We start from the raw sequence: 21,961 nt of genomic DNA, 5'->3' as shown, positions 1-21,961 counted from the left end.
TCCACCCTCCTTTCTAGAAAAGCACACCCGCCTGCAGGATGCAGTTGGCATATGGTGTGAATTCGCCTGTTCTTATAATGGCTTTTGCTTCTTTTGTCAGCTGCTTAAACTCCTCGTGAGAAAGGTATTCAATCTCCTGTTCAGAAAAAAGGTTCTCTAGAAATCTGGCAATCTCCTGATTAGCGGTTTTTATTTCAGATGCAGCAATAACTTTTTCGACCGCCATTTCTTCTGCGAGCACCGCCGCGGTATCTTGAAAAGCCGGAAGACCCGGCTTCAGTGAAAGGTCAATTTTCAAAACGCCGTCAGGAACAGGCAACCCCGCATCTGCGATGACAATTTGATCAGTGTGGCCAAGGTCGGCTAAAAGCTTGGCAAGGTGGCTGTTCAGTATTCCGTGTTTTTTCATGACAACAGCTCCTCTACTTCTTTTCTTGTCGGCATTCCGCCTTGGGCACCGAAGGAACAGACAGAAAGGGAAGCGGCGCGATTGGCAAATCGCAATGCGGCTTCAATGTCTTTTCCCTCTGCCAGAGCCACGGCGAAGGCTGCGTTAAACGTATCACCGGCTCCGGTTGTATCAATGGGCTCAACGGGGAAGGAAGGGATAAGCTGCTCTTTGCTTCCGGCTGAATAACGGACGCCCTGTTTTCCTTCCGTAATAAAGAGCTTTGCCGGATACAGCGCCAAGGCTTCAGAAACGGTAAGCCCGGGGAACAATATTGACGCCTCGTGTTCATTCGGCGTGAGATAGGTGGCATGGTCAATTGTTTCCTGTCTCAGCGGTCGGGCCGGTGCCGGGTTGAGCATAATCGGGATATCGAGAGAATGGCAGTATCTGCACACTTCATCAACCGTTTCCTCGGGGATTTCCTGCTGAATCAGGACCATATCAACTTCAATTTGTTCAAGCGCGTCTATCGCATACGATGGAGTGATATCATCATTCGCACCTTTGACGACAACAATGCTGTTATCACCTTCGGCAAGCACTATGTGGGCGGTACCGCTATCTTTGTGTGTAACCGGTTCCATATAGTCGGTGCGAACGCCGTTTGCTTTTAAATTATCCAAAATGGCTGTGCCATAATGATCATCTCCGACCTTACCGACCATAAACACGTGAGCCCCAAGTCTGGCAGCAGCAACGGCCTGATTGGCTCCTTTACCGCCCGGCACAGTCTGAAACGACGTGCCAAGTACTGTTTCACCGGCTTTTGGGCGTTTGTCCGAGGTGACAACTAAATCCATAGAACAGCTACCAATTACACAAATATTACGCATCGTGATCTTCCTTTCTTGTCGTCTTTCTTCTTATATAGGTGACGGACATTTGAATTGCCGTTTCTGTCAGGGGCTGTTTTTTGATGATACGCAAAAGCAGTTTGGCCGCTTCTTTTCCCATATCATATGCGGGCTGTTTAATTGTAGACAGGGGCGGGAACAGCAGCTCGCTTTGCGGAATGTCATCATAGCCGATAATTTGAATATCTTCCGGCACCTTTCTTCCGCGCCGCAAAGCTTCATGTAATACCGCAGCGGCTTGAATATCATTACTCGCTATCACACCGTCTGTCTCTGGATAAGCGGCAAACAGCTCCTTCGCCATCGATTGCGCATCCTTGAAAGAAAATGAAGCCGTCTCGATGACCTGAAAATCAACTTCAGCCTGCTTTAAGATCTCTAAAGCGCCGTGAAAGCGATCTTGAGCGGTCGGCAGGTGAGCGGGGCCTCTCAAGAGCGTAATGCGCTGGCTTTTTCCGTGAATGATGGCTTCGGCCGCTAATTTTCCCCCGGTGCGGCCGTCACTGGACACAGAAGGAGCGCCTTCAGGTGTTCTGTCCAGAAAAACGACTGGGTGATTCATGCCGTTGTATTCCTCAAGGTCCGGGTAATTCGTTGCGGCAATAATGCCTGCGACATGATTTTGCTTAAAGGTTTGAAGGTACTCAAGTTCTTTTTTCAATTCCTCGTCACTGTTACCGAAAATAAGGCGATAGCCTTCCCTGTTCAATTCATCCTCAGCACCGCGGGCAAGCTGGGGGAAGAAAGGGTTTGTGATATCCGGGAGCAAAAGCCCGATCAGCCGGGATTCTCTTTTGTAAAGAGATCGGGCGACTTCATTTGGGTAATAGTTCAGCCGCTCCATCGCCGCTATGACGAGCGTTCGCGTTTCTTCGTGTACATAGCCGCTGTCATTTAGGACGCGGGAAACCGTCGCAACAGAAACGCCCGCCGCTCCGGCAACATCTTTAATTGTAGCCAAAACAGCTCCTCCTTGTTTGTGTAACCGTTTACATAGATAGATTATCATGAGCCATCCGAGGTTGGCAATAAAAATATCGAAAGAAAATCTATTGTAACTTATATATAAATGAGAAATTTAAGTTTTTTACTCTTTTTTTGACAAAATCTTCGCAATTCTGGATGAAGATTTCATGAACAAATATTAAGTTTTATTAAAATTGTTTCAAAGTCGTGCGTTTAGACCTGTACATGAGGAGAAATAGAAAAGACTATCCGCCCAGAAAATGTTTAATTATGTTAGAGAATTCGGACTCGTATATTTAACATTTTCATTGATGACCCCAATAGTCTTTTTGGAATAGGCCTCATATTGCCTCTTCCATGCAGAAAGGATGACATGATGACCTTGTCCTTAAGAAACAGGGAAAACGTATTTTGTGTTCATAAGAACCGGAAACACGCATGATAGCGGGAAAAGCTTGATATCACGGGCTGAAAAAAAGATTGATTTGAAATGCATATTAAATACAAATACCAAGGTGAGACTATACGTCCAGAAGGATATGAGAAGAGAAATAAAAGCGCATTTCTTTTGCTTTTTTTAAAAAAAGCTAAGATGTAAGTCCTGCCGTTTTCCAAATTTAGAAAGCAGTTTGTAGGTACAAAATCTCTTTCAAAAGAGAAGTTTGGCTTAGTGGGTTAGGGAAGATTATGCTACATAATGCCGATTGAGAATTCATAGTGATTCTATATACTGATGAATGAATTTACAACAATATAGAAGGAGATGTCGAAAAGCAATGTGGTTACTCATTATAGCCTGTGCTGTCATACTGGTCATCGGAATATTAGAAAAACGACGACATCAGAAAAACATTGATGCCCTCCCTGTTCGAGTGAATATTAACGGCATCAGAGGAAAGTCCACTGTGACAAGGCTGACAACCGGAATATTAATAGAAGCCGGTTACAAAACTGTCGGGAAAACGACAGGAACGGACGCAAGAATGATTTACTGGGATACTCCGGAGGAAAAGCCGATCAAACGGAAACCTCAGGGGCCGAATATCGGTGAACAAAAAGAAGTCATGAAAGAAACAGTAGAAAGAGGGGCCAACGCTATTGTAAGTGAATGCATGGCGGTTAACCCGGATTATCAGATTATCTTTCAGGACGAACTGCTGCAAGCCAATATCGGCGTGATTGTCAACGTTTTAGAAGACCATATGGATGTCATGGGGCCGACGCTCGATGAAATTGCGGAAGCGTTTACTGCTACTATTCCTTATAATGGCCATCTTGTCATTACAGATAGTGAATATACCGAGTTCTTTAAACAAAAAGCAAAAGAACGAAACACAAAAGTCATCATTGCTGATAACTCAAAAATTACAGATGAATATTTGCGTAAATTTGAATACATGGTATTCCCTGATAATGCTTCACTGGCACTGGGTGTGGCTCAAGCACTCGGCATTGACGAAGAAACAGCGTTTAAAGGAATGTTGAATGCGCCGCCAGATCCGGGAGCAATGAGAATTCTCCCGCTGATCAGTCCGAGCAAGCCTGGGCACTTTGTTAATGGGTTTGCCGCAAACGACGCTTCTTCTACTTTGAATATATGGAAACGTGTAAAAGAAATCGGTTACCCAACTGATGATCCAATCATTATTATGAACTGCCGGGCAGACCGTGTCGATCGGACACAGCAATTCGCAAATGACGTATTGCCTTATATTGAGGCAAGTGAACTGATCTTAATCGGTGAAACAACAGAGCCAATCGTAAAAGCCTATGAAGAAGGCAAAATTCCTGCAGACAAATTGCATGATTTAGAGTACAAGTCTACAGAAGAAATTATGGAATTGTTAAAGAAAAGAATGCACAACCGTGTCATATATGGCGTCGGCAATATTCATGGCGCCGCAGAGCCTTTAATTGAAAAAATCCACGAATACAAGGTTAAGCAGCTCGTAAGCTAGGAGGAAATGCAGACATGTTCGGATCAGATTTATACATCGCACTCATTTTAGGTGTACTACTCAGTTTAATTTTTGCGGAAAAAACAGGGATTGTGCCGGCAGGACTTGTTGTACCGGGATATTTAGGACTTGTGTTTAATCAGCCGGTCTTTATATTACTCGTTTTGCTAGTGAGCCTGCTCACTTATGTGATTGTGAAATACGGTTTATCGAAATTTATGATTTTGTACGGACGCAGAAAATTCGCTGCCATGCTGATAACAGGGATCGTCCTGAAAATCGCGTTTGATTTTCTATACCCGATTGTACCATTTGAAATCGCGGAATTTCGAGGAATCGGTATCATCGTGCCAGGTTTAATTGCCAATACCATTCAGAAACAAGGATTAACGATTACGTTCGGAAGCACGCTGCTATTGAGCGGAGCGACCTTTGCTATCATGTTTGTTTACTACTTAATTTAATGTAAGGTGTGTCAAACGATGAAAAAAGAACTGAGCTTTCATGAAAAGCTGCTGAAGCTGACAAAACAGCAAAAAAAGAAAACCAATAAGCACGTATTTATTGCCATTCCGATCGTTTTTGTACTTATGTTCGCGTTTATGTGGGCGGGAAAAGCAGAAACGCCGAAAGTCAAAACGTATTCTGACGACGTTCTCTCAGCCTCATTTGTCGGGGATATTATGATGGGGCGCTATGTTGAAAAAGTAACGGATCAAAAAGGGGCAGACAGTATTTTTCAGTATGTTGAACCGCTCTTTAAAGCCTCTGATTATGTAGCCGGAAACTTTGAAAATCCGGTAACCTATAAAAAGAATTACAAACAAGCAGAAAAAGAAATTCATTTGCAGACGAATAAGGAATCAGTGAAAGTCTTGAAGGATATGAACTTTACGGTTCTCAACAGCGCAAACAACCACGCAATGGATTACGGCGCTCAGGGCATGAAAGATACACTAGGAGAATTTGCGGAGCAAAACCTTGATATCGTTGGAGCAGGATACAGCTTAAGCGATGCGAAGAAGAATATCTCGTACCAGGAAGTCAATGGAGTAACCATTGCGACGCTCGGCTTTACCGACGTGTCTGGAAAAGGCTTCGCGGCTAAAAAGAATACGCCGGGCGTACTGCCCGCAGATCCTGAAATCTTTATCCCTATGATTTCAGAAGCGAAAAAACATGCAGACATCGTCGTTGTGCAGTCACACTGGGGACAAGAGTATGACAACGATCCAAACGACCGTCAGCGCCAGCTTGCACGAGCTATGTCTGATGCGGGAGCTGATATCATTGTAGGCCATCACCCGCACGTCTTAGAACCGATTGAAGTTTATAACGGAACCGTGATTTTCTACAGCCTCGGAAACTTTGTCTTTGATCAGGGTTGGACGAGGACGAGAGACAGTGCACTGGTTCAGTATCACCTGAAGAAAAACGGAACAGGCCGCTTTGAAGTGATGCCGATTGATATCCATGAAGCGACGCCTGCACCGGTGAAAAAAGGAAGCCTTAAACAAAAAACGATTATTCGCGAACTCACGAAAGATTCTAATTTCGCATGGAAAGTAGAAGACGGAAAATTGACGTTTGATGTTGATCATAGCGACAAACTAAAATCTAAATAATAGGAGTGATAAAAATGAAATTTGTCAAAGTTATCTGGCCGTTTGTTGCCGTAGCTATCGTATTCATGTTTATGTCAGCTTTTAAATTCAATGATCATCTGACAGATCAGGAAAAGCAGAAAATTGATACGGAAATGCACAAAATCCAACAGCAGGAAGAACCGGCAAACGCCACTAAATAATTCAAAAAAGAGAGTGTCTCATGAGGCATTCTCTTTTTATTTGCCCAGCATATTCATTCTGTAAAAATATCAAAAAGTCTCTTAACATATTCAAAAAAATACCGATGTTAAAACTGCAAATAGAGGAGGAGATAATAAAAGTGAACACACTGGCAAACTGGAAGAAGTTTTTGCTTGTGGCGGTTATCATTTGTTTTTTGGGTTCAATTATCACAAAAGCGGAGATTGCGGAGGCTGATACGTCATCTGAACTGATGATCAGCGAAGCGAAAAAACTGCTTGGATATCAGTATAAATACGGCGGCGAAACGCCGGAAGAGGGATTCGATCCTTCGGGGTTGATTCAATATGTTTTCAGTAAGGCTGATATTCATCTGCCGAGATCTGTGAACGACCAGTATAAAGTCGGAACGGCCGTAAAACCGGAAAATCTGCAGCCGGGCGATGTTTTGTTTTTCAAGAAAGAGGGAAGCAACGGAACTGCTCCGACACACGTTGCTCTTTACATTGGAGACGGCCAAATGATTCACAGTACGCAATCAAAAGGGGTTATCATCACCAATTACAAAACGAGCAGCTATTGGAGCGGGTCTTATATCGGTGCGAAACGAATCGCAGCCGATCCGGCAACTGCTGATGTCCCTGTCGTTCAGGAGGCCGAGAAATATATCGGCATTCCATATGTATTTGGCGGAAGCACACCGTCAGAGGGCTTTGATTGCTCAGGACTCGTGCAATATGTGTTTCAACAGGCACTCGGCATTTATCTGCCGCGATCAGCCGAACAGCAGTGGGCAGTGGGCGAGAAGGTAGCCCCTCAGAACATACAGCCGGGTGATGTCGTCTATTTCAGCAATACGTATAAAACGGGAATTTCACATGCAGGCATTTATGCTGGCAGAGGAAGATTTATTCAGGCAAGCCGGTCAGAAAAAGTAACCATTTCCTACTTGTCAGAGGATTATTGGATATCGAAGATGACAGGCATTCGCCGATTTGACAATCTGGCAATCACGAAAGAAAATCCGATTGTGTCCGAGGCAACGCTTTATGTCGGAGAAGTTCCCTACAAAAAGGGCGGAGTTTCTCCAGAGACAGGATTTGATACAGCCGGATTTCTCCAGTATGTATACCAGAAAGCAGCCGGTATTTCCCTGCCTCGATTCGCAACAAGCCAGTTCAAAGCCGGAAGTATGATTGAGAAGGCGGATCTGAAACCGGGAGACATTGTGTTCTTCCAATCAACAAGCTTAAATCCCGCCATCTATATCGGAAACGGACAAGTTGTTCATGTCACATTATCAAACGGCGTGACCATCACCAATATGAACACGAGCACGTATTGGAAAGATAAATATGCGGGAAGCATACGGGTGCAATAACAGGACAAAGACTCCAGAATCTCTGGAGTCTTTTCTTTATGCATATTGGCCGGAAAGCAGCTGGTCAATAAAGTAAGCCACACCATTTTCGTCATTGCTTTTTGTGACGAAGGTGCTTTTTTCTTTTAATTCATCGATCGCGTTTTCCATAGCGATACGGTGTCCGGCGACTTCAAACATGGACAAATCGTTCGGACTGTCGCCGATCACATAGATATCCTGTGTTTCAATCCCGTATATTTCAGCCAGCTCTGTCAGCGCGCGTCCTTTTCCTGAAGAGGCCGGCAGGATTTCGATAATATGTTTTCCAGAAGAGGTTTGTGCCAGTTTTTTATGATGCTTCAGCTCTTCCTTCGCTTGTTTCAGCTTGTCCATATCAAAGGAGAAGCAAAGAAGCTTATAAATGTTTTCGCTGCCGTCAAAAACCGATTCGATATGAGGGATCCGTTTAATGCCAAACTGCTTGAACTGAGTCATGGCTCCTTGCCACAATTCATCGGTCTTTTCGCTTGGATTTGCGCTCTTTAGAATATCAAGCTCCGCATGCAGCTTATCCTCGCCGTCAAAAGGAGAAAGCAGATGGTCATCTGTATATACCTCAAAGTAAATGTTTTTTGACAGTAAGTATTCAGCGATCGCCTTACCGGCCTCCTGATCCATTAATGTCCGGCTGATCAGGCGGTAGCCTTTGTCATGAACCGTACCGCCATTTGCCGCAATGATAGGGATATCCAGATCTTCCAGCAGCGCTTTTACATCAAACGTTGCTCTTCCCGTGCAAATGGTGACGAGGATGCCCGCATCAATGGCCCGCTTGATCGCCGCTCTGTTTTCAGCAGAAATGACGCTTTCCTTATTCAGTAATGTTCCGTCTAAATCAATCGCAATACATTTCATATGTAGGGTACCTCCTTAAAAATGAAGCTGCTTCGAGTAGTATGTTCAGCTTTCCTGCGAAACATTAACCATATCTATCAGGCTAAACGTTACTTTGATCATTTTCAACAAAAATGGGCAAAAAAAACGGAATGACCTTTGCCATTCCGTTCAAATCAGTTATTTAGGGCATCCTTTAGTTCAGTTTTAACTTCTTCAAGTTTTTCGTTATCAAGCTGCAAATAATACAGTTTTTTACCCTCACGTGAGCTATAGAGGTACGTGTCTGATCCCGTAAGCTGTTCAGTATCAATTGATTTTAAAGATGTTATAAAAGGAAATAAACCGATGGCATCATTTAAAGATAAATTCATCTTTAAATTTTCCCCTAGACTATCAACAATATCATCGTAGGCTGGAATAGAGCTTAGGGACTTGGATTTTTTAATAATTGCATTTAATACTTCCATTTGTCTTTGGCCACGTTGAAAATCTGTATCGGCTTTTCGCGTTCTTACATATGCAAGTGCCTCTTCACCATCAAGAGTTTGAACACCGGTTTTTAAGACAACTTTCCCTTTTGTATCTTTTTTGATTTGATTCGCAACTTTTTCACTTTTTATATCTACTCTCACACCATTTAACTCATCAACAACATCTTTAAAGGCATCAAAGTTACTTTCTACTACATAATCTACTGGAATATCCAACAGATCTTCCACTGTTTTGGCTGTGAGTTTTACACCTCCATACGCATGAGCATGAGTAAATTTATCATAGCCATAACCGGGAATATTTACATAGGAGTCTCTAGGGATGCTCAACATTGTAGCTGTTTTGTTTTTTCGGTTAAACGTAACCAATACATTGGCGTCACTCCGGGCATCATTAACTGTCTCGCCATTTGCATCTCTGGCATCGATACCGAGAAGCAGTACAGTAAAAGAATCTTTTTTCGGGTCAAATTCTTTAATACGTTTAACGGATTGACCATTCTCATTCAAATCAATATGCGCTTGTTTTGACGCATTGTTCAGCTTGACATAAGCATAGGCGCCGACAGATCCTGCCGCAATAACTAGAAAAGCCATCAAACCGGCAACGATTTTCACCCATTTTCTAAGTCGTCTCTTTTTCTTTCTGCGGTGTGTTCGTTCTTCCATATCAATACCCTCTCGTTTCTTTAATATTTGAAGAGTACCATTTATTTTGCCATGGGACAACTCTTCAAAAGACATTTTTCGATAAATATTCCTATATTTATAAGTTCCTTTTCTTGAAAGTTGATATTTTAAATGTGATGAATCACCTTATATTGGACGCTCTAGCAGATAAAATGTTTCGGTGACGTTGGAAAAAATGCAAGTAAATGATTGGAAACTTAGAGGTCTGCAAGAACGAAAAGGTTTAATGGCAGGAAAAAGAGGCTAAAAGATTTCTAATAAACTTCGCAACAATGTCATTGAAGCTGAATGGAGAAAGGGAGTCATTGTTATGAAAAAGCAGTCGAATATATGGCTTTATTTTTTCGGCGCTCTTGGAGGCGCGTTATACGGTTATGACACCGGAGTGATTTCCGGCGCTATTTTATTTATGAAAAAGGATTTAGGATTGAATGCCTTTACAGAAGGGCTTGTTGTCAGCTCTTTATTGGTTGGGGCGATATTAGGTTCAGGAACGGCCGGTAAGCTGACTGACCGTTTCGGAAGAAAAAAAGCGATTATGGCGGCCGCGCTGCTGTTTTGTATAGGCGGTCTGGGTGTGGCACTCGCCCCGAATACGGGAGTCATGGTGCTGTTTCGCATGGTATTAGGACTTGCAGTGGGGACTTCGACGACGATCGTGCCGCTCTATTTATCTGAACTGGCGCCAAAGCATAAGCGCGGGGCGCTGTCATCGCTGAATCAGCTGATGATCACGGTCGGCATTCTGCTTTCTTACATTGTCAATTACATATTTGCCGATGCCGAAGCGTGGCGCTGGATGCTTGGATTGGCTGCTGTGCCGTCTTTGCTCCTGCTTATTGGCATTTTGTTCATGCCGGAGAGCCCGCGCTGGCTGTTTACGAATGGCGAAGAAGGCAAAGCGAAAAAGATTCTTGAAAAATTGCGTGGCACAAAAGATATTGATCAGGAAATACATGATATTCAAGAGGCGGAAAAGCAGGATGAAGGCGGTCTGAAGGAGCTGTTCGATCCATGGGTTCGCCCCGCCCTGATTGCCGGCTTGGGACTGGCGTTTTTGCAGCAATTTATCGGAACGAATACGATCATCTATTATGCGCCAAAGACCTTTACAAACGTCGGATTCGGAAACTCCGCTTCGATTTTAGGAACGGTCGGAATCGGCACAGTCAATGTGCTCATGACATTAGTAGCGATAAAAATCATCGACAAGATCGGAAGAAAGCCGCTATTGCTATTCGGGAATGCCGGGATGGTGATCAGCTTGATCGTTCTCGCTCTGGTGAATCTCTTTTTCGATAACACCGCGGCTGCCTCATGGACGACAGTCATTTGTTTAGGCGTGTTTATCGTTGTATTTGCGGTCAGCTGGGGACCGGTTGTCTGGGTGATGCTTCCTGAATTGTTTCCGCTCCATGTCAGAGGAATCGGCACTGGGGTATCTACCTTGATGCTGCACGTTGGGACACTGATTGTTTCACTAACCTATCCAATATTAATGGAGGCAATCGGCATCAGTTATTTATTTCTGATCTATGCCGCGATCGGCATCATGGCGTTCTTGTTTGTCTGGTTTAAAGTGACAGAGACGAAGGGGAAAAGCCTTGAAGAAATTGAGCAGGATTTACGGGACAAAAACGGACAGGGAGGATCGGCTGGAAAACAGCAGACGGCCGAAACATAAAAAAGGGTGCGCGATTATGCGCACCCTTTTGATTACTCACTTTCCTACTGTGCCGAAGTTAGTGATTTTGAAAGAAATATTGTATTTAAAATCAGCCTCTGAAAATAGCTCATCCCAATGTCCTTTTACTTTATGCCAGTATTCTGGGTATTGAACCCGAATGTGCTCGGATAAAAAGACCGGATCGGTTTTATACTCATGCTGCAGTTTATCCATGACCTTCTTTATATCGCGTTCAAGCTTTTTCTCAAAAATGTTCTCCAGCCTGCTCAAATAGCTCTTACTAAAGGAGTTTTCATTCGGGTTTTGGTCTTCTGTCAGGATGCCCTTTGTTTTGACAGAAATTCGAAAGACTGGCTTGCCGTTTTCAACGGACGGTTTAATTTTCGTTTTTGACTTTTTTATCTCAAACGTAATCGGATGTCCTTTAACTGTCGTCGGCATAATGCCGCCTTGAATCGTCCCCACGACCCACGTCAGCGTTTGTGTTTCATTTGGTGAAAGAAATCCAACGAGTTTATTGCTGCCGCTTTTGATAATGCCCGCCCCGTCATACGTTGCTTTTCCCTTTTGGTTTTTCACGGCTTGAATGAGAAAACTGTAGCCATTTTGGCTATAGATAGAAGCCCTGCCGATGCGAAGCGGCCTCATAATCTTACCGTTATATCCTCTATGAGTTGTCAAATCAATCAGTTTTTCGGTGGGCATTGGCTGCTGCTGGCTGGGGCTTCCTTTTGTAAAGATATCAGCCGCTTTCCCTCTGGCTGCCATCAAAAAGCTGCTTCGCCGCAGCTCGTCATCCCGAATAAAATGGTTAAAGACTTGATCTATGTTTTGATTCCTCATCAGTTTTTCTCCCAAAAGAATCACTTTTAAATGATCGCTATAAATAGGAGGGTCCTTGACAGATACATCACTGACTGCTTCCAGAATGGTTTTCCCGTGGGATGTCACATGAACAAATTCGGGTTTTCCGGATGCTTGGCTGTCTTCACTTTGGGGAAGAAGGTTTTGGTATGTTAATTTATACTGATGATCATCTGTCTCATCGATTGCCAGTCCTCTTGCGAAGGATAATTTCTCAATATTTTTGACATCCCAGCATCCCGAGAGAACCTGCAGCATCAGAAACATGACTGCGAGTTTTGTTATGATCTTCATCCAAGCTGCCCCCTCCCCAGTTTTTTCTGTACCCAGCTTAAAAACCAGGTGAAGAATGGGATTGTAATCACAAATAAAAAAATATATCCGAGAAGTGTCCCATAATAAAATACCTCATTCAGGTCCTTGGGATACATCGTTACGAAAAACGTCCCAGCCAGCATTGCAGCCAAGAGCCATGGATTGTTTTTATTTTTCAGATGAAAAATTTCTGTTAATCCAATATGGGCGCCTTTGAAGGATCCGAGCATACAGGCAAATTGCTGGGCTGTCCAGGTCAGCTGTAAAAACAGATCGAATCGTTCAATAAAAATACCCGGAACCTCTAATGCGTGAATGAGGGAAATGGTCGGCCAAGTCACTGTTTTTGCCTCTGCCACAGTCATACAGCCGATTACAATGAACAACGTAATGCTGTAGAACACTGTGGAAGTCGCGATGCCCAAAGCGACAGCCTTTTTCGCTTGCTTCGGATCTCTCATAAACGGGATGAGATAAAATATGATTTCAAATCCTGAGAAATATAAAAGCGTCTTTGGGAATAAAGAGAAAAAACTTTGATAGCCTCCTTCAAAAACAGGCCGGATAAAATCAAGCTGAAATAAGCGAAAGCTGAACAACAGGAGCATCATAAAAATAATAAGAGTCATAGGAAAAATATAAGCGTATACCTTTGCAATGGGATAAACGCCTCCGCCCACATGATAGATGGCAACTGCGAGAAATATAAAAACGACAACTGACATTGGCGTATTTTTCAACAGAAAGAATCCGACGACCTCTCCCAAAATCCGTGCTTGATAGCAAACAATCCCAATGAAATATAGACAGATAAACAAATTCAATAGTGGGCCGATGAATTTTCCAGCCGTGATGCTGTTGAGCTTGAAAAGAGTTTTTCCGCTGTTTTTTTGAAGGAAAGGTAAAAAAAGCAGAGCGATCATAATAAAAATAACGCCCTGCAGCAGGATCATAATCCATCCGCTTGGACTGCCGGTTTCAGCAGCTGAGCGGGGAAGGGTTAGGACCCCGGCACCGATCAGTGTGCTGCTTATCATAATAAGCGTCTGCATAAAAGTCAGTTTATGCTCTGATTTTTTCATAGCCATCACCTTTGTCTGATGTTATCTTCGGGATCGTTTCGTGTCGGTCTTCTTTTAAAAAACTTCGTGGGAATACGGATGACGGTGTCCTTCAAATCCTGTCCGGGCTGTGCCATGATCGGAATGATGTAATCTTGCCCGAAGCTTTTCAGGCGCATCAAGTGGCCGATCACAAACAGGAAAACCATAACGACGCCATACATGCCAAGTACTGCTGCACTTATCATTGCAGCAATGCGTATCAGCCGCAGGGGAAAGTTATAGGCGTATGAAGGAACGGTAAAAGATGCCAGTGCTGTGACAGAAACGACAATGACCATAAGGGCGCTGACGATTTGCGCCTGAACAGCCGCCTGTCCGATGACAACTCCGCCGATAAGGCCAATTGTCTGACCGATCGGCTTTGGCAGTCTCAACCCGGCTTCTCTGATCAGCTCGATCGTAAAGATCATAAAAAAAGCTTCTACAAAAGGCGGGAATGGCACATTAAGCCTGCTGCCTGCAATGGAGATCGCCATTCGGGTCGGCAACAGCCCAGTGTGGAAAGAAACGAGAGATATATACAGACCGGGCAAATAAATGGTGATCAGAACGCTGGAATACCGAAGAAGGCGTATAAGTGACATCGGAATCCAGCGCTGGCTGTAATCATCGGGCGAATGAATGAATTCATCAACCGTAGCCGGCACAATCAAAGCGAACGGGGTGCCATCTACCAATATGGCTACCCGTCCTTCTAATAGAGCAGCTTCTGTCCGATCAGGCCGTTCAGTGCTTAATATTGTGGGAAATATCGAAAACGGTTCATCTTCAATCAGCTGTTCAAGTGTGCCCGATTCCGGCAGATCATCGATTTTGACTGAGTTCAGCCTTTTAAACACTTCCTTGACGACATAATCAGGAGCAATATCTTGAATATAAGCGACAGCGATTTTCTTTTTCGTCCTTTTTCCGAGTATCATTTCCTTTATGACGAGGTTAGGATCACTTGTCCGTTCACGCAAAAGCGCTGTGTTTGTCCGCAGCTTTTCAATAAATCCTATTTTCGCACCGCGTTCCACGATTTCGGAGGAGGGCTCTTCAAGACTGCGTGTTTTTAATGTTTTCGTGTCAAAAGCTAATCCTCCGTGATAGCCATCAGCGAGCAAAACGGCATGGCCTGTAAAAACGAGCTGTTCTATTTCTTTCATTTCAGAGACAACGCTATGGTGAAAACCGAAAAAAAAGGCGGATAGGTCTTCAATCGAGCCTTCCTTATGGGCTAACGCCTCTCTTTGTAAAGGAGAAATGACGTATTGCGCCAGCATTTTATTCTCTGTCAGACCGTCAATATACAGTAAACACGCCTTCCGTCTGCTGTCTCCAAAAGCAAATGAATAAAACATCATATCGTCGTTTTGTCCCCATTTTTTTTTCAGTGCATCTAAGTTGTTCTGGAGATCAGAGTCGATGTGCATAGTTTTTCTCCTTCGTAAACAGATTGACGGTTTTTATTAATTTGTATCAAAAAAGGAGAATTATTCTTCTCAAGGAAAAGGCTGAAACAAAGCTTCTTTTCGACGTGATATAATATAAAGGAAGCGTTTTCTTAAAGGGGTTGTCAAAAGATGATGCTTTATACATATGTTGTCTTAGGAATAAGACAGCTTATACGGGCGTTTGTAAGGGGGGCGCACCGGGAAAATAATGATCAGCTATTTACAGGGGAGGGGTACGGATCATGACGCAATCACCGATTTTTCTAACGCCTGTTTTTAAAGAAAAAATCTGGGGCGGCACCGCTTTACGAGATATATTTGGATACGGTATTCCTTCCGAAACGACGGGGGAATGCTGGGCCATTTCCGGTCATCCAAAAGGACCGAGCACTGTAGCGAATGGCCCGTATAGAGGAAAGACATTGATCGAGCTTTGGGAAGAGCACCGTGAAGTATTCGGCGGCGTGGAGGGGGACCGATTTCCGCTTCTGACAAAACTCCTGGACGTGAAGGAAGATATGTCGATAAAAGTTCACCCTGATGATTATTATGCCGGAGAAAACGAAGAGGGAGAACTCGGCAAGACGGAATGCTGGTACATCATTGACTGTAAAGAAAACGCGGAGATTATTTATGGGCATACGGCCCGCTCAAAAACAGAACTTGTCACAATGATCAACAGCGGTGACTGGGAAGGCCTGCTGCGAAGAATCAAAATTAAACCTGGTGATTTCTATTATGTGCCGAGCGGAACGCTGCACGCATTGTGTAAAGGGGCACTGGTGTTAGAAACACAGCAAAATTCAGATGCCACATACCGGGTGTACGACTATGACCGGCTTGATCACAACGGGAGTCAGAGAGAGCTTCATTTTGCCAAAGCGGTCAATGCGGCCACAGTTCCTCATGTGGACGGGTATATAGATGAATCGACCGAATCAAGAAAAGGAATTACTATTAAAACGTTTGTCCAAGGGGAATATTTTTCGGTATATAAATGGGACATAAATGGCGAGGCTGAGCTGTCTCAGGATGAAGCCTTCTTGCTTTGCAGCGTGATTGAAGGAAGCGGTTTGCTGATGTATGAAGACGAAACATGTCCGCTTAAAAAAGGCGATCACTTGATCTTGCCCGCTCAAATGCCCGATTTTACTATTAAAGGAACTTGTACACTGATCGTGTCTCATATGTAAACTTAATCTCACTTCGAGATTAAGTTTTTTTTTATGAAAAAATGGAAGGGATTCACCTGTAAATGAAGTGTACGCGCGCCGATAAATAAACTAGTTTTATATACTCATTGAATATGAAAGAGGAGAAGGAATGAAAAAGAGATTAATCGCACCGATGCTTCTGTCCGCCGCGTCCCTTGCCTTTTTTTCCATATCCGGTTCTGCCGCACAGGCTGCTGCCTATAAGGACTACTCGATATATGAGGTAGAACCGGCTAAAACGTTCAGTACAGAAAGCCAAGCCGCACAGGCAGCCGCCAAGCTGGAAAAAGACACTGGCTGGGATGCTTCTTATCAGGCTTCAGGCACAACAACGACCTACCAAATTTCCGCTGCTGGCATTCATAGCGAAGCAGAAGCGAAAGCAATACTGAGTGGACTCGCCAAACAGACAGCGATTTCAGGCACGTCAAGTCCTGTCGGAAGCAAACAGCCGTATGTCACCATCACCTCTGGCGCCATTTCGGGTGAAAAGCAGGCAAACACATTGCTGGCCAAGCTTAAACAAGAGACGGGAGTGTCTGGCACTGTAAAAGCATCCGGAACAGCCCAGCCCTATGTGAACGTCATAACATCAGAAATCCCTGATGAGACAAAAGTGAAGGCGCTTATCCAGAGTCTGGCTAAGCAAACGGGAATTAAAAGCTCGTATCAGCCCGTCTCACATACGGTGTCTGTGACAACCATTCAGTCAGGCGCAATCGTTGGAGACAGCAAAGCAGAGCAGATCAAAAATGCCTTCCAAAAGGAATCGGGGCTTAAGGCTTCATTAAAAGAAACGGTGAAAGGACAAGCCTATTATACATTCACTACAGCCGCCGTATCAGGTGAAGCGAATGCCAAAAATCTATTAACTCAATTGAAACAAACCACGGGTATTACAGGAAGCTACAAGCCAATCAATCAAAAAACAACTGCTGAGACATACAATGTCCAATCAGCTTATTTCAAAGGGCTGAATACAGTCAAGGATGCCATTAGCCAAATCAAGAAAAACACCGGCGTATCCGGCAGCTATCAAAAGGTTGGCAAAAGCACATCATATATTGTGAATATGAAGGGTTTAACGAAACAGCAGCTACAAAAAGTGGACACCTTCTTTAAAAAGAAAAAGTGGCGCTGCACATCATCCAGCATCAAAAAAACGACAACATCTCCAGCCTATCAAATAACGACAGCAAAAATTTTAGGCGAGAAGCAGGCAAACAAAGCCGCAGCCTTTTTTGTTCAGAATAAAGTAAAGGCAGCGAAAAAAGCAACTGGAACAACAGCAGAAAACCAATATCAGCTCATCTCAGAAGAAACATCAGATCAAGCAAAAGTGACAAAGGGCTTGAACATATTAAAAAAACATCAGCTGAGTGCATCTGCGAAAACAATCAAAAAACAAATTGCTAACACGTTTACAATCACAACTGAATCTCTGCTTGGTACAGCCAAAGCCAATCAAGCACTTACATTCTTTCAATCGAATCACATATCAGCAACAAGCCAGAAAACCGGTAAGACCGCAGCGAGCAGCTATCAAATGATAACTGAAGCCATCATCAGCAAAGAAGATATTGACCGTGTTTTAGCGTTTTTCAAACAAAATAATGCCGCCGGCACAACAGCAAAAACAGGCGAGACGGCATATACACAATACAAAATCGTAACAGCCCAGATCAGCAGCAAAACAGCATTGAACAATGGGGTAACCTATCTGAAAGCCCAAAGCTTAAGCCCGAATTACACAACCAAGACCAATCGCCTTTATAAAATCAGCTTAAACGAACAGTTCACAGGTAACGATGCAGCTGCTACGGCAGCAGCGAAGCTGAAACAATTATACGGATGGACATCATCTATCGTAAAAATCAAAAACGGGCCGCAAATCATGAAAACAAATTACAATCTCTCGCTTCGTGATATGGTCCAAAAACAAATGACAGTAAGCCCGCAAACAGACGGGGCGGCTTACGTATCGCTCACTTATATTCATACAGCAACTTCAACAGTCACAGCTGACGTACTGAATATCCGGTCAACGCCGGCAGTCATCCCGACGAACGTAATCGGCCAATTTAAAAAAGGCGATAAGGTGAAAATCATCGGCCAGACAAACGGCTGGGCCAAAATCAATTTGGGCTGGCGAAACGCAAGCAGTGATGAAGTGGTTCAATACGTGGATCCGAATAACTTTTCCAGAGACAGCAAATACTATTTCCAATTTCTTAAGCTGTCACAGGCAGCCGGGCTCAGCATCACTGAAGTCAATCAGAAAGTGCTTGCGGGTAAAGGCGTTCTGACAGGGAAAGCAAAGGCATTTATCGATGCCGCCAAACAATACGGCATCAACGAGCTCTATTTAATCTCACACGCTCTTCTTGAAACAGGAAACGGAACATCCGATTTAGCCAATGGCTTAACTTATAACGGAAAAACTGTATATAACATGTACGGAATAGGCGCATACGACAGAAATCCGAATTACTACGGCGCCAAGTATGCGTACGAGCAGGGCTGGTTCACACCAGAAGCGGCCATTATCGGCGGGGCCAAATTCATAGGCTCTTCATATATTCACAACACAGCCTACAACCAGGACACACTATACAAAATGAGATGGTCAGCCACAGCGGCACACCAATACGCAACCGACATCGGCTGGGCGTACAAACAAGTAAACCGCATGTACAGCCTTTATTCATTGCTGGACGGTTATACGCTTTACTTTGATGTTCCGGAATACCAATAAAAAAACCACCTTTTGCAGACGCAAAAGGTGGTTTTCATTTTATCTTTTAAGGACTTTATCGTCTAACGGCTCCTCTTCCTGAGGAAAGACAATTTGATCGATCACACGTTCACTTGCTTTTCCGTCAAGATCGTCGAAGAAATAATGAACAAATGAATCAATTTGCTCAAAGTTATACTTCTCTTCCTTAATGATCGAAATCATTTGCTCAGACGTTTTCGCAAGCGGACCAGGAATAAAGTCAAAGTAATCGTAATAAAAATCACGTTTGCGAATATAATCATCTACATCATAGCTGAAGAAGATCATCGGTTTATTTAATAAAGCATACTCAAAGCATACAGAAGAGTAATCCGTAATCAGAACATCTGTAACTAGCAATAGCTCGTTAATTTCCCTGAAAGAAGAGAAATCATAAAAGAAATCGCTGTACTGATAAGGGATATTGGCATCGTTACGAACGAATGGATGAATTTTGAATAAGAAGATATATTCATCCTTTAACTCATGATACAGACGGTCAAAATCCAGCACTTCAAAAGGGTAATGGGCTGATTGCTGACCGTTTCCGCGGAAGGTTGGTGCAAAAAGAATGACCTTCTTGTCCTTCAGAAACGGATATTCCGTATAAAGACGTTCTTTTACAAATGCCTTCTTCGCTTCATCAAAGAAAAAGTCTGTTCGCGGTACGCCAGTAGCGATGACGTTCTCTATATCTACGCCGAAGCCCTCTGCATAATGCTTTCGGATATTTTCAGAGCTGACAATAACTTTCGTGTAGTTTCTATGGTTTTTCGAATGCGGCGACGGTCCTCCCGGAAGCCCGATTCGACTGTAGCCGAATGTCTTAAAGGCGCCGACAGCATGCCACAATTGGACAAGGTCCGCGTTTTTACGGATTTTTAGCGGATAAATAATCGGATAAAAATCATCTATAAAAATGATTTTGCTTGTCGCAAAATGATAAGCCATAGACATCAGTTCAGACAGGCTTTTTCTATCCCGAATGCTGCTCTTTAAGAAAAACTTGAAATCAAAGTTTTCTTCGCGCTTCAGTAGTTCTTCATAAACAAATTCGAAGTTTCCTGTCAAATCAAGCCGGCTGTCAGAAGCAAAGACGATCTTATTTGACTTAATCGGAAGCAGACGGAACACATCATAAGCAAAATGGAATATGCTCGTATTCAGCTTGCGCAATAAGCGGTTCGCTTCTTTTCCAGTATCCAGCTCCAAAAGGCTCGGATCAATTTCCTGCAGCTTGTTGCAAGACAAGTTAATCGTCTTTTCGCCCTCATCATAGTTAACAATTAAATTGAATTTCATCAGCTTTTTAGCAGAATGAAATTCCATTTTTGTGGCATATACATCATTAGAGAGGAAATTGCTGACGTTTCCGACCGTATGCACTTCCTGATGTTTTACATTTTGGTCATCTACAGCTTCAATTTCTAGAAACAGCTTATACTCGCCCTGCGGAAGCGGCTTGTCATTCATCAGCTTAGAAAAGTTAATCTGCTGTGAAAATCCTGCCCACTTATAGCCCCCAGGCACATTTGAAGTATCAATTGACAGCTGATCTACCGGAACATCCCGCAGTGAAACAGCTGTAAATAAAACACCGTTGTTCACCAATAATAAACGTTTTCGAACCTGATCCTCTTTTTGAAGAGGCAGGCCCTTGATGTACATATAACCCGCAATTTTAAGAATTGATCCATTCCAAGAAAACTCAGAAATTTTTCTGACAGGGACTTGCTGGTTTTCTTCAATTCGCTTGGTTTTATCGAAAAGAGAAAAGACCCTGTTATCTGTCGAATGGACAATGACAGATGTATCTTCTGTTTTCGTTCTCTTTTTTGATCTGAAAAGTCTGTTCTTAATCTTTCTGGCCAGCTTCACTTTGTACCTCACTTTCTCCTAATCGGCACCAGATGTTAAAAATGATGAAATAAAATCGGCTACTCGCTCTGAAGATTTGCCGTCCTGATGGGTAATAAATGTTTGCGAAAAAGCCTCAATCCGCTTCGTATCAGCCTCGTGATCACTCTCGATATCGTGTACAAGCGATGGAACATCTTTCGAAATCGGCCCGGGAACAAACGATTCAAACGGATAGTAGAAATCACGTTCTTCCAAGTAGTCTTCTAAATCCGGGCAGTAAAAATACATCGGACGTTTCAGCAGGCTGTATTCGAAAATGACTGAAGAATAATCGGTTATCAGCCCATCGGAGATTGCCATCAAATCGTACAAAGAGTACGAATCGGTTAAATCCAGCACAAAATCATCCTCTTCCGTGTGCGCATGCTTGCGCATATACGGATGAAGATGGAGCATCACGACATAATCTTTATGGTTTAGCGCCGATTTTAATTGTAGCAGATCAAGCGGGGTAGCGTCACCCTCTTGATGATGTCCGCTGCCTCTAAAAGTAGGAGCATACAAAAGCTTTTTCTTATGCTTAAGTGCCGGATAAACCCTATGAAACTCATCCAGTACATGGCGAATATGATCCTTATGATAAAAGTAATCCGTTCTTGGAATGCCAAGCGGCAAAATCTGCTTTTGCTCCATTTGAAAAGCTTCGGCAAAATGCGGCACGGCATCAGGTGCACTGACAACAGCATAATCATAGTTAGAATGCACGGGAACAATCTTCAGGTAATCAGAAGAAGGACCGAACGGCTTGTCCGCAATGCTGTAGCCGAATTTTTTAAACGCACCGCAAGCATGCCAAAGCTGGATGGCGACAGTTTCCTTGCGTTTTGGCACAACATACAAAGGAAAATAATAATCATCTAACAAAAGCACACGACATGTGGCAAGGTGATATAACGAGCTGAAAAGATGAAGCAAATATGCAGCTCGTCCGATCAGCCCCTTATCCATCTTGCGGAAAAGCAGGGTGATGCGAAGAGACGGATCTTGCTTCAGCTTTTCATAAACACCTTTAAAATTATCACTTAAATGATCTTCACGATAGGAAGCGATGACAACTTTGTTGTGCTGTACTGGCAATAAGGCGCTCAATAGTTTATAAGAGGTGCTGAATACTCCTTTTACGACTCGTGTAAGGAATGTTTTCACT

Annotated in this window: 18 protein-coding genes; 8 read left to right on the top strand and 10 right to left on the bottom strand. The window is 43.4% G+C overall.

The window, feature by feature from the left end; translation table 11 throughout:
- Positions 1-13: 13 nt before the first annotated feature.
- The 3 genes from rbsD to ACY3LV_RS00155 are packed head-to-tail and all read right to left on the bottom strand — an operon-like array spanning position 14 to position 2,266.
- On the bottom strand, positions 14-409 hold the full coding sequence (gene rbsD / locus ACY3LV_RS00165; protein WP_333561022.1) for a D-ribose pyranase: 396 nt from the start codon (positions 407-409) through the stop codon (positions 14-16).
- Positions 406-1,284: a ribokinase gene (rbsK, locus tag ACY3LV_RS00160; RefSeq protein ID WP_333561021.1), complete on the bottom strand. Its 879-nt coding sequence runs from the start codon at positions 1,282-1,284 to the stop codon at positions 406-408. Before rbsK ends, rbsD begins: the two co-directional genes overlap by 4 nt.
- Positions 1,277-2,266 (bottom strand): LacI family DNA-binding transcriptional regulator, encoded by a 990-nt coding sequence (locus tag ACY3LV_RS00155; protein ID WP_333561020.1) that lies wholly within the window; start codon positions 2,264-2,266, stop codon positions 1,277-1,279. The genes rbsK and ACY3LV_RS00155 overlap by 8 nt, the downstream gene beginning before the upstream one ends.
- Before the next feature lie 781 nt (positions 2,267-3,047).
- Here ACY3LV_RS00155 and pgsB point away from each other — a divergent pair.
- The 5 genes from pgsB (at position 3,048) to ACY3LV_RS00130 (ending at position 7,418) form a co-directional block, all read left to right on the top strand.
- Positions 3,048-4,229 carry a poly-gamma-glutamate synthase PgsB gene (gene pgsB / locus ACY3LV_RS00150; protein WP_087991735.1) on the top strand — a complete coding sequence of 394 codons (1,182 nt, stop codon included), beginning with the start codon at positions 3,048-3,050 and terminating at the stop codon, positions 4,227-4,229.
- Between the two features lie 14 nt (positions 4,230-4,243).
- The gene (gene pgsC, locus ACY3LV_RS00145; RefSeq protein WP_003227889.1) at positions 4,244-4,693 is read left to right on the top strand and encodes a poly-gamma-glutamate biosynthesis protein PgsC; all 450 of its coding nucleotides are present in this window, start codon (positions 4,244-4,246) and stop codon (positions 4,691-4,693) included.
- Positions 4,694-4,711: 18 nt separating this feature from the next.
- Positions 4,712-5,854, top strand: a complete 1,143-nt coding sequence (pgsA, locus tag ACY3LV_RS00140; RefSeq protein ID WP_148962594.1) for a capsular polyglutamate synthetase PgsA — start codon at positions 4,712-4,714, stop codon at positions 5,852-5,854.
- Between the two features lie 14 nt (positions 5,855-5,868).
- Positions 5,869-6,036 carry an extrachromosomal elements maintenance protein EdmS gene (edmS, locus tag ACY3LV_RS00135; protein WP_148962595.1) on the top strand — a complete coding sequence of 56 codons (168 nt, stop codon included), beginning with the start codon at positions 5,869-5,871 and terminating at the stop codon, positions 6,034-6,036.
- 140 nt (positions 6,037-6,176) lie between these two features.
- A complete protein-coding gene (locus tag ACY3LV_RS00130; RefSeq protein WP_464863161.1) occupies positions 6,177-7,418 on the top strand; it encodes a C40 family peptidase in 1,242 nt (413 codons plus the stop codon).
- A gap of 36 nt (positions 7,419-7,454) precedes the next feature.
- On the opposite strand, the gene ywtE is transcribed toward ACY3LV_RS00130, so the two are convergent.
- Both ywtE and ACY3LV_RS00120 read right to left on the bottom strand, forming a co-directional pair.
- Complete coding sequence (gene ywtE / locus ACY3LV_RS00125; protein ID WP_464863160.1) at positions 7,455-8,315, bottom strand: 5-amino-6-(5-phospho-D-ribitylamino)uracil phosphatase YwtE; 861 nt, start codon at positions 8,313-8,315, stop codon at positions 7,455-7,457.
- A 155-nt stretch (positions 8,316-8,470) separates the two neighbouring features.
- Positions 8,471-9,457: an LCP family protein gene (locus ACY3LV_RS00120; RefSeq protein WP_333561112.1), complete on the bottom strand. Its 987-nt coding sequence runs from the start codon at positions 9,455-9,457 to the stop codon at positions 8,471-8,473.
- Between the two features lie 325 nt (positions 9,458-9,782).
- On the opposite strand from ACY3LV_RS00120, the gene ACY3LV_RS00115 reads away from it, so the two are divergent.
- On the top strand, positions 9,783-11,162 hold the full coding sequence (locus tag ACY3LV_RS00115; RefSeq protein ID WP_464863345.1) for a sugar porter family MFS transporter: 1,380 nt from the start codon (positions 9,783-9,785) through the stop codon (positions 11,160-11,162).
- A 36-nt stretch (positions 11,163-11,198) separates the two neighbouring features.
- On the opposite strand, the gene ACY3LV_RS00110 is transcribed toward ACY3LV_RS00115, so the two are convergent.
- From ACY3LV_RS00110 to ACY3LV_RS00100, 3 genes are read right to left on the bottom strand one after another with little or no spacing between them, the layout of a single operon-like run.
- Positions 11,199-12,323, bottom strand: coding sequence for a Ger(x)C family spore germination protein (locus tag ACY3LV_RS00110; RefSeq protein ID WP_333561017.1), 1,125 nt, complete (start codon positions 12,321-12,323; stop codon positions 11,199-11,201).
- Positions 12,320-13,426: a spore germination protein gene (locus tag ACY3LV_RS00105; protein ID WP_464863159.1), complete on the bottom strand. Its 1,107-nt coding sequence runs from the start codon at positions 13,424-13,426 to the stop codon at positions 12,320-12,322. The genes ACY3LV_RS00110 and ACY3LV_RS00105 overlap by 4 nt, the downstream gene beginning before the upstream one ends.
- A 5-nt stretch (positions 13,427-13,431) precedes the next feature.
- Positions 13,432-14,883 (bottom strand): spore germination protein, encoded by a 1,452-nt coding sequence (locus ACY3LV_RS00100; RefSeq protein ID WP_333561015.1) that lies wholly within the window; start codon positions 14,881-14,883, stop codon positions 13,432-13,434.
- A gap of 263 nt (positions 14,884-15,146) precedes the next feature.
- On the opposite strand from ACY3LV_RS00100, the gene manA reads away from it, so the two are divergent.
- Complete coding sequence (gene manA, locus ACY3LV_RS00095) at positions 15,147-16,097, top strand: mannose-6-phosphate isomerase, class I (RefSeq protein ID WP_464863158.1); 951 nt, start codon at positions 15,147-15,149, stop codon at positions 16,095-16,097.
- A gap of 130 nt (positions 16,098-16,227) precedes the next feature.
- Positions 16,228-18,873, top strand: coding sequence for an N-acetylglucosaminidase (locus ACY3LV_RS00090; RefSeq protein WP_333561013.1), 2,646 nt, complete (start codon positions 16,228-16,230; stop codon positions 18,871-18,873).
- 39 nt (positions 18,874-18,912) lie between these two features.
- Here ACY3LV_RS00090 and ACY3LV_RS00085 read toward each other — a convergent pair whose 3' ends face one another.
- Positions 18,913-20,772: a CDP-glycerol glycerophosphotransferase family protein gene (locus ACY3LV_RS00085; RefSeq protein ID WP_333561012.1), complete on the bottom strand. Its 1,860-nt coding sequence runs from the start codon at positions 20,770-20,772 to the stop codon at positions 18,913-18,915.
- Between the two features lie 18 nt (positions 20,773-20,790).
- Positions 20,791-21,960, bottom strand: coding sequence for a CDP-glycerol glycerophosphotransferase family protein (locus tag ACY3LV_RS00080; RefSeq protein ID WP_333561011.1), 1,170 nt, complete (start codon positions 21,958-21,960; stop codon positions 20,791-20,793).
- Position 21,961 lies beyond the last annotated feature (1 nt).

It is taken from the genome of Bacillus sp. 11C (assembly GCF_055486375.1).
Note: the sequence above shows the minus strand (reverse complement) of the source record. Positions and strands in the feature narration are given on the sequence as shown.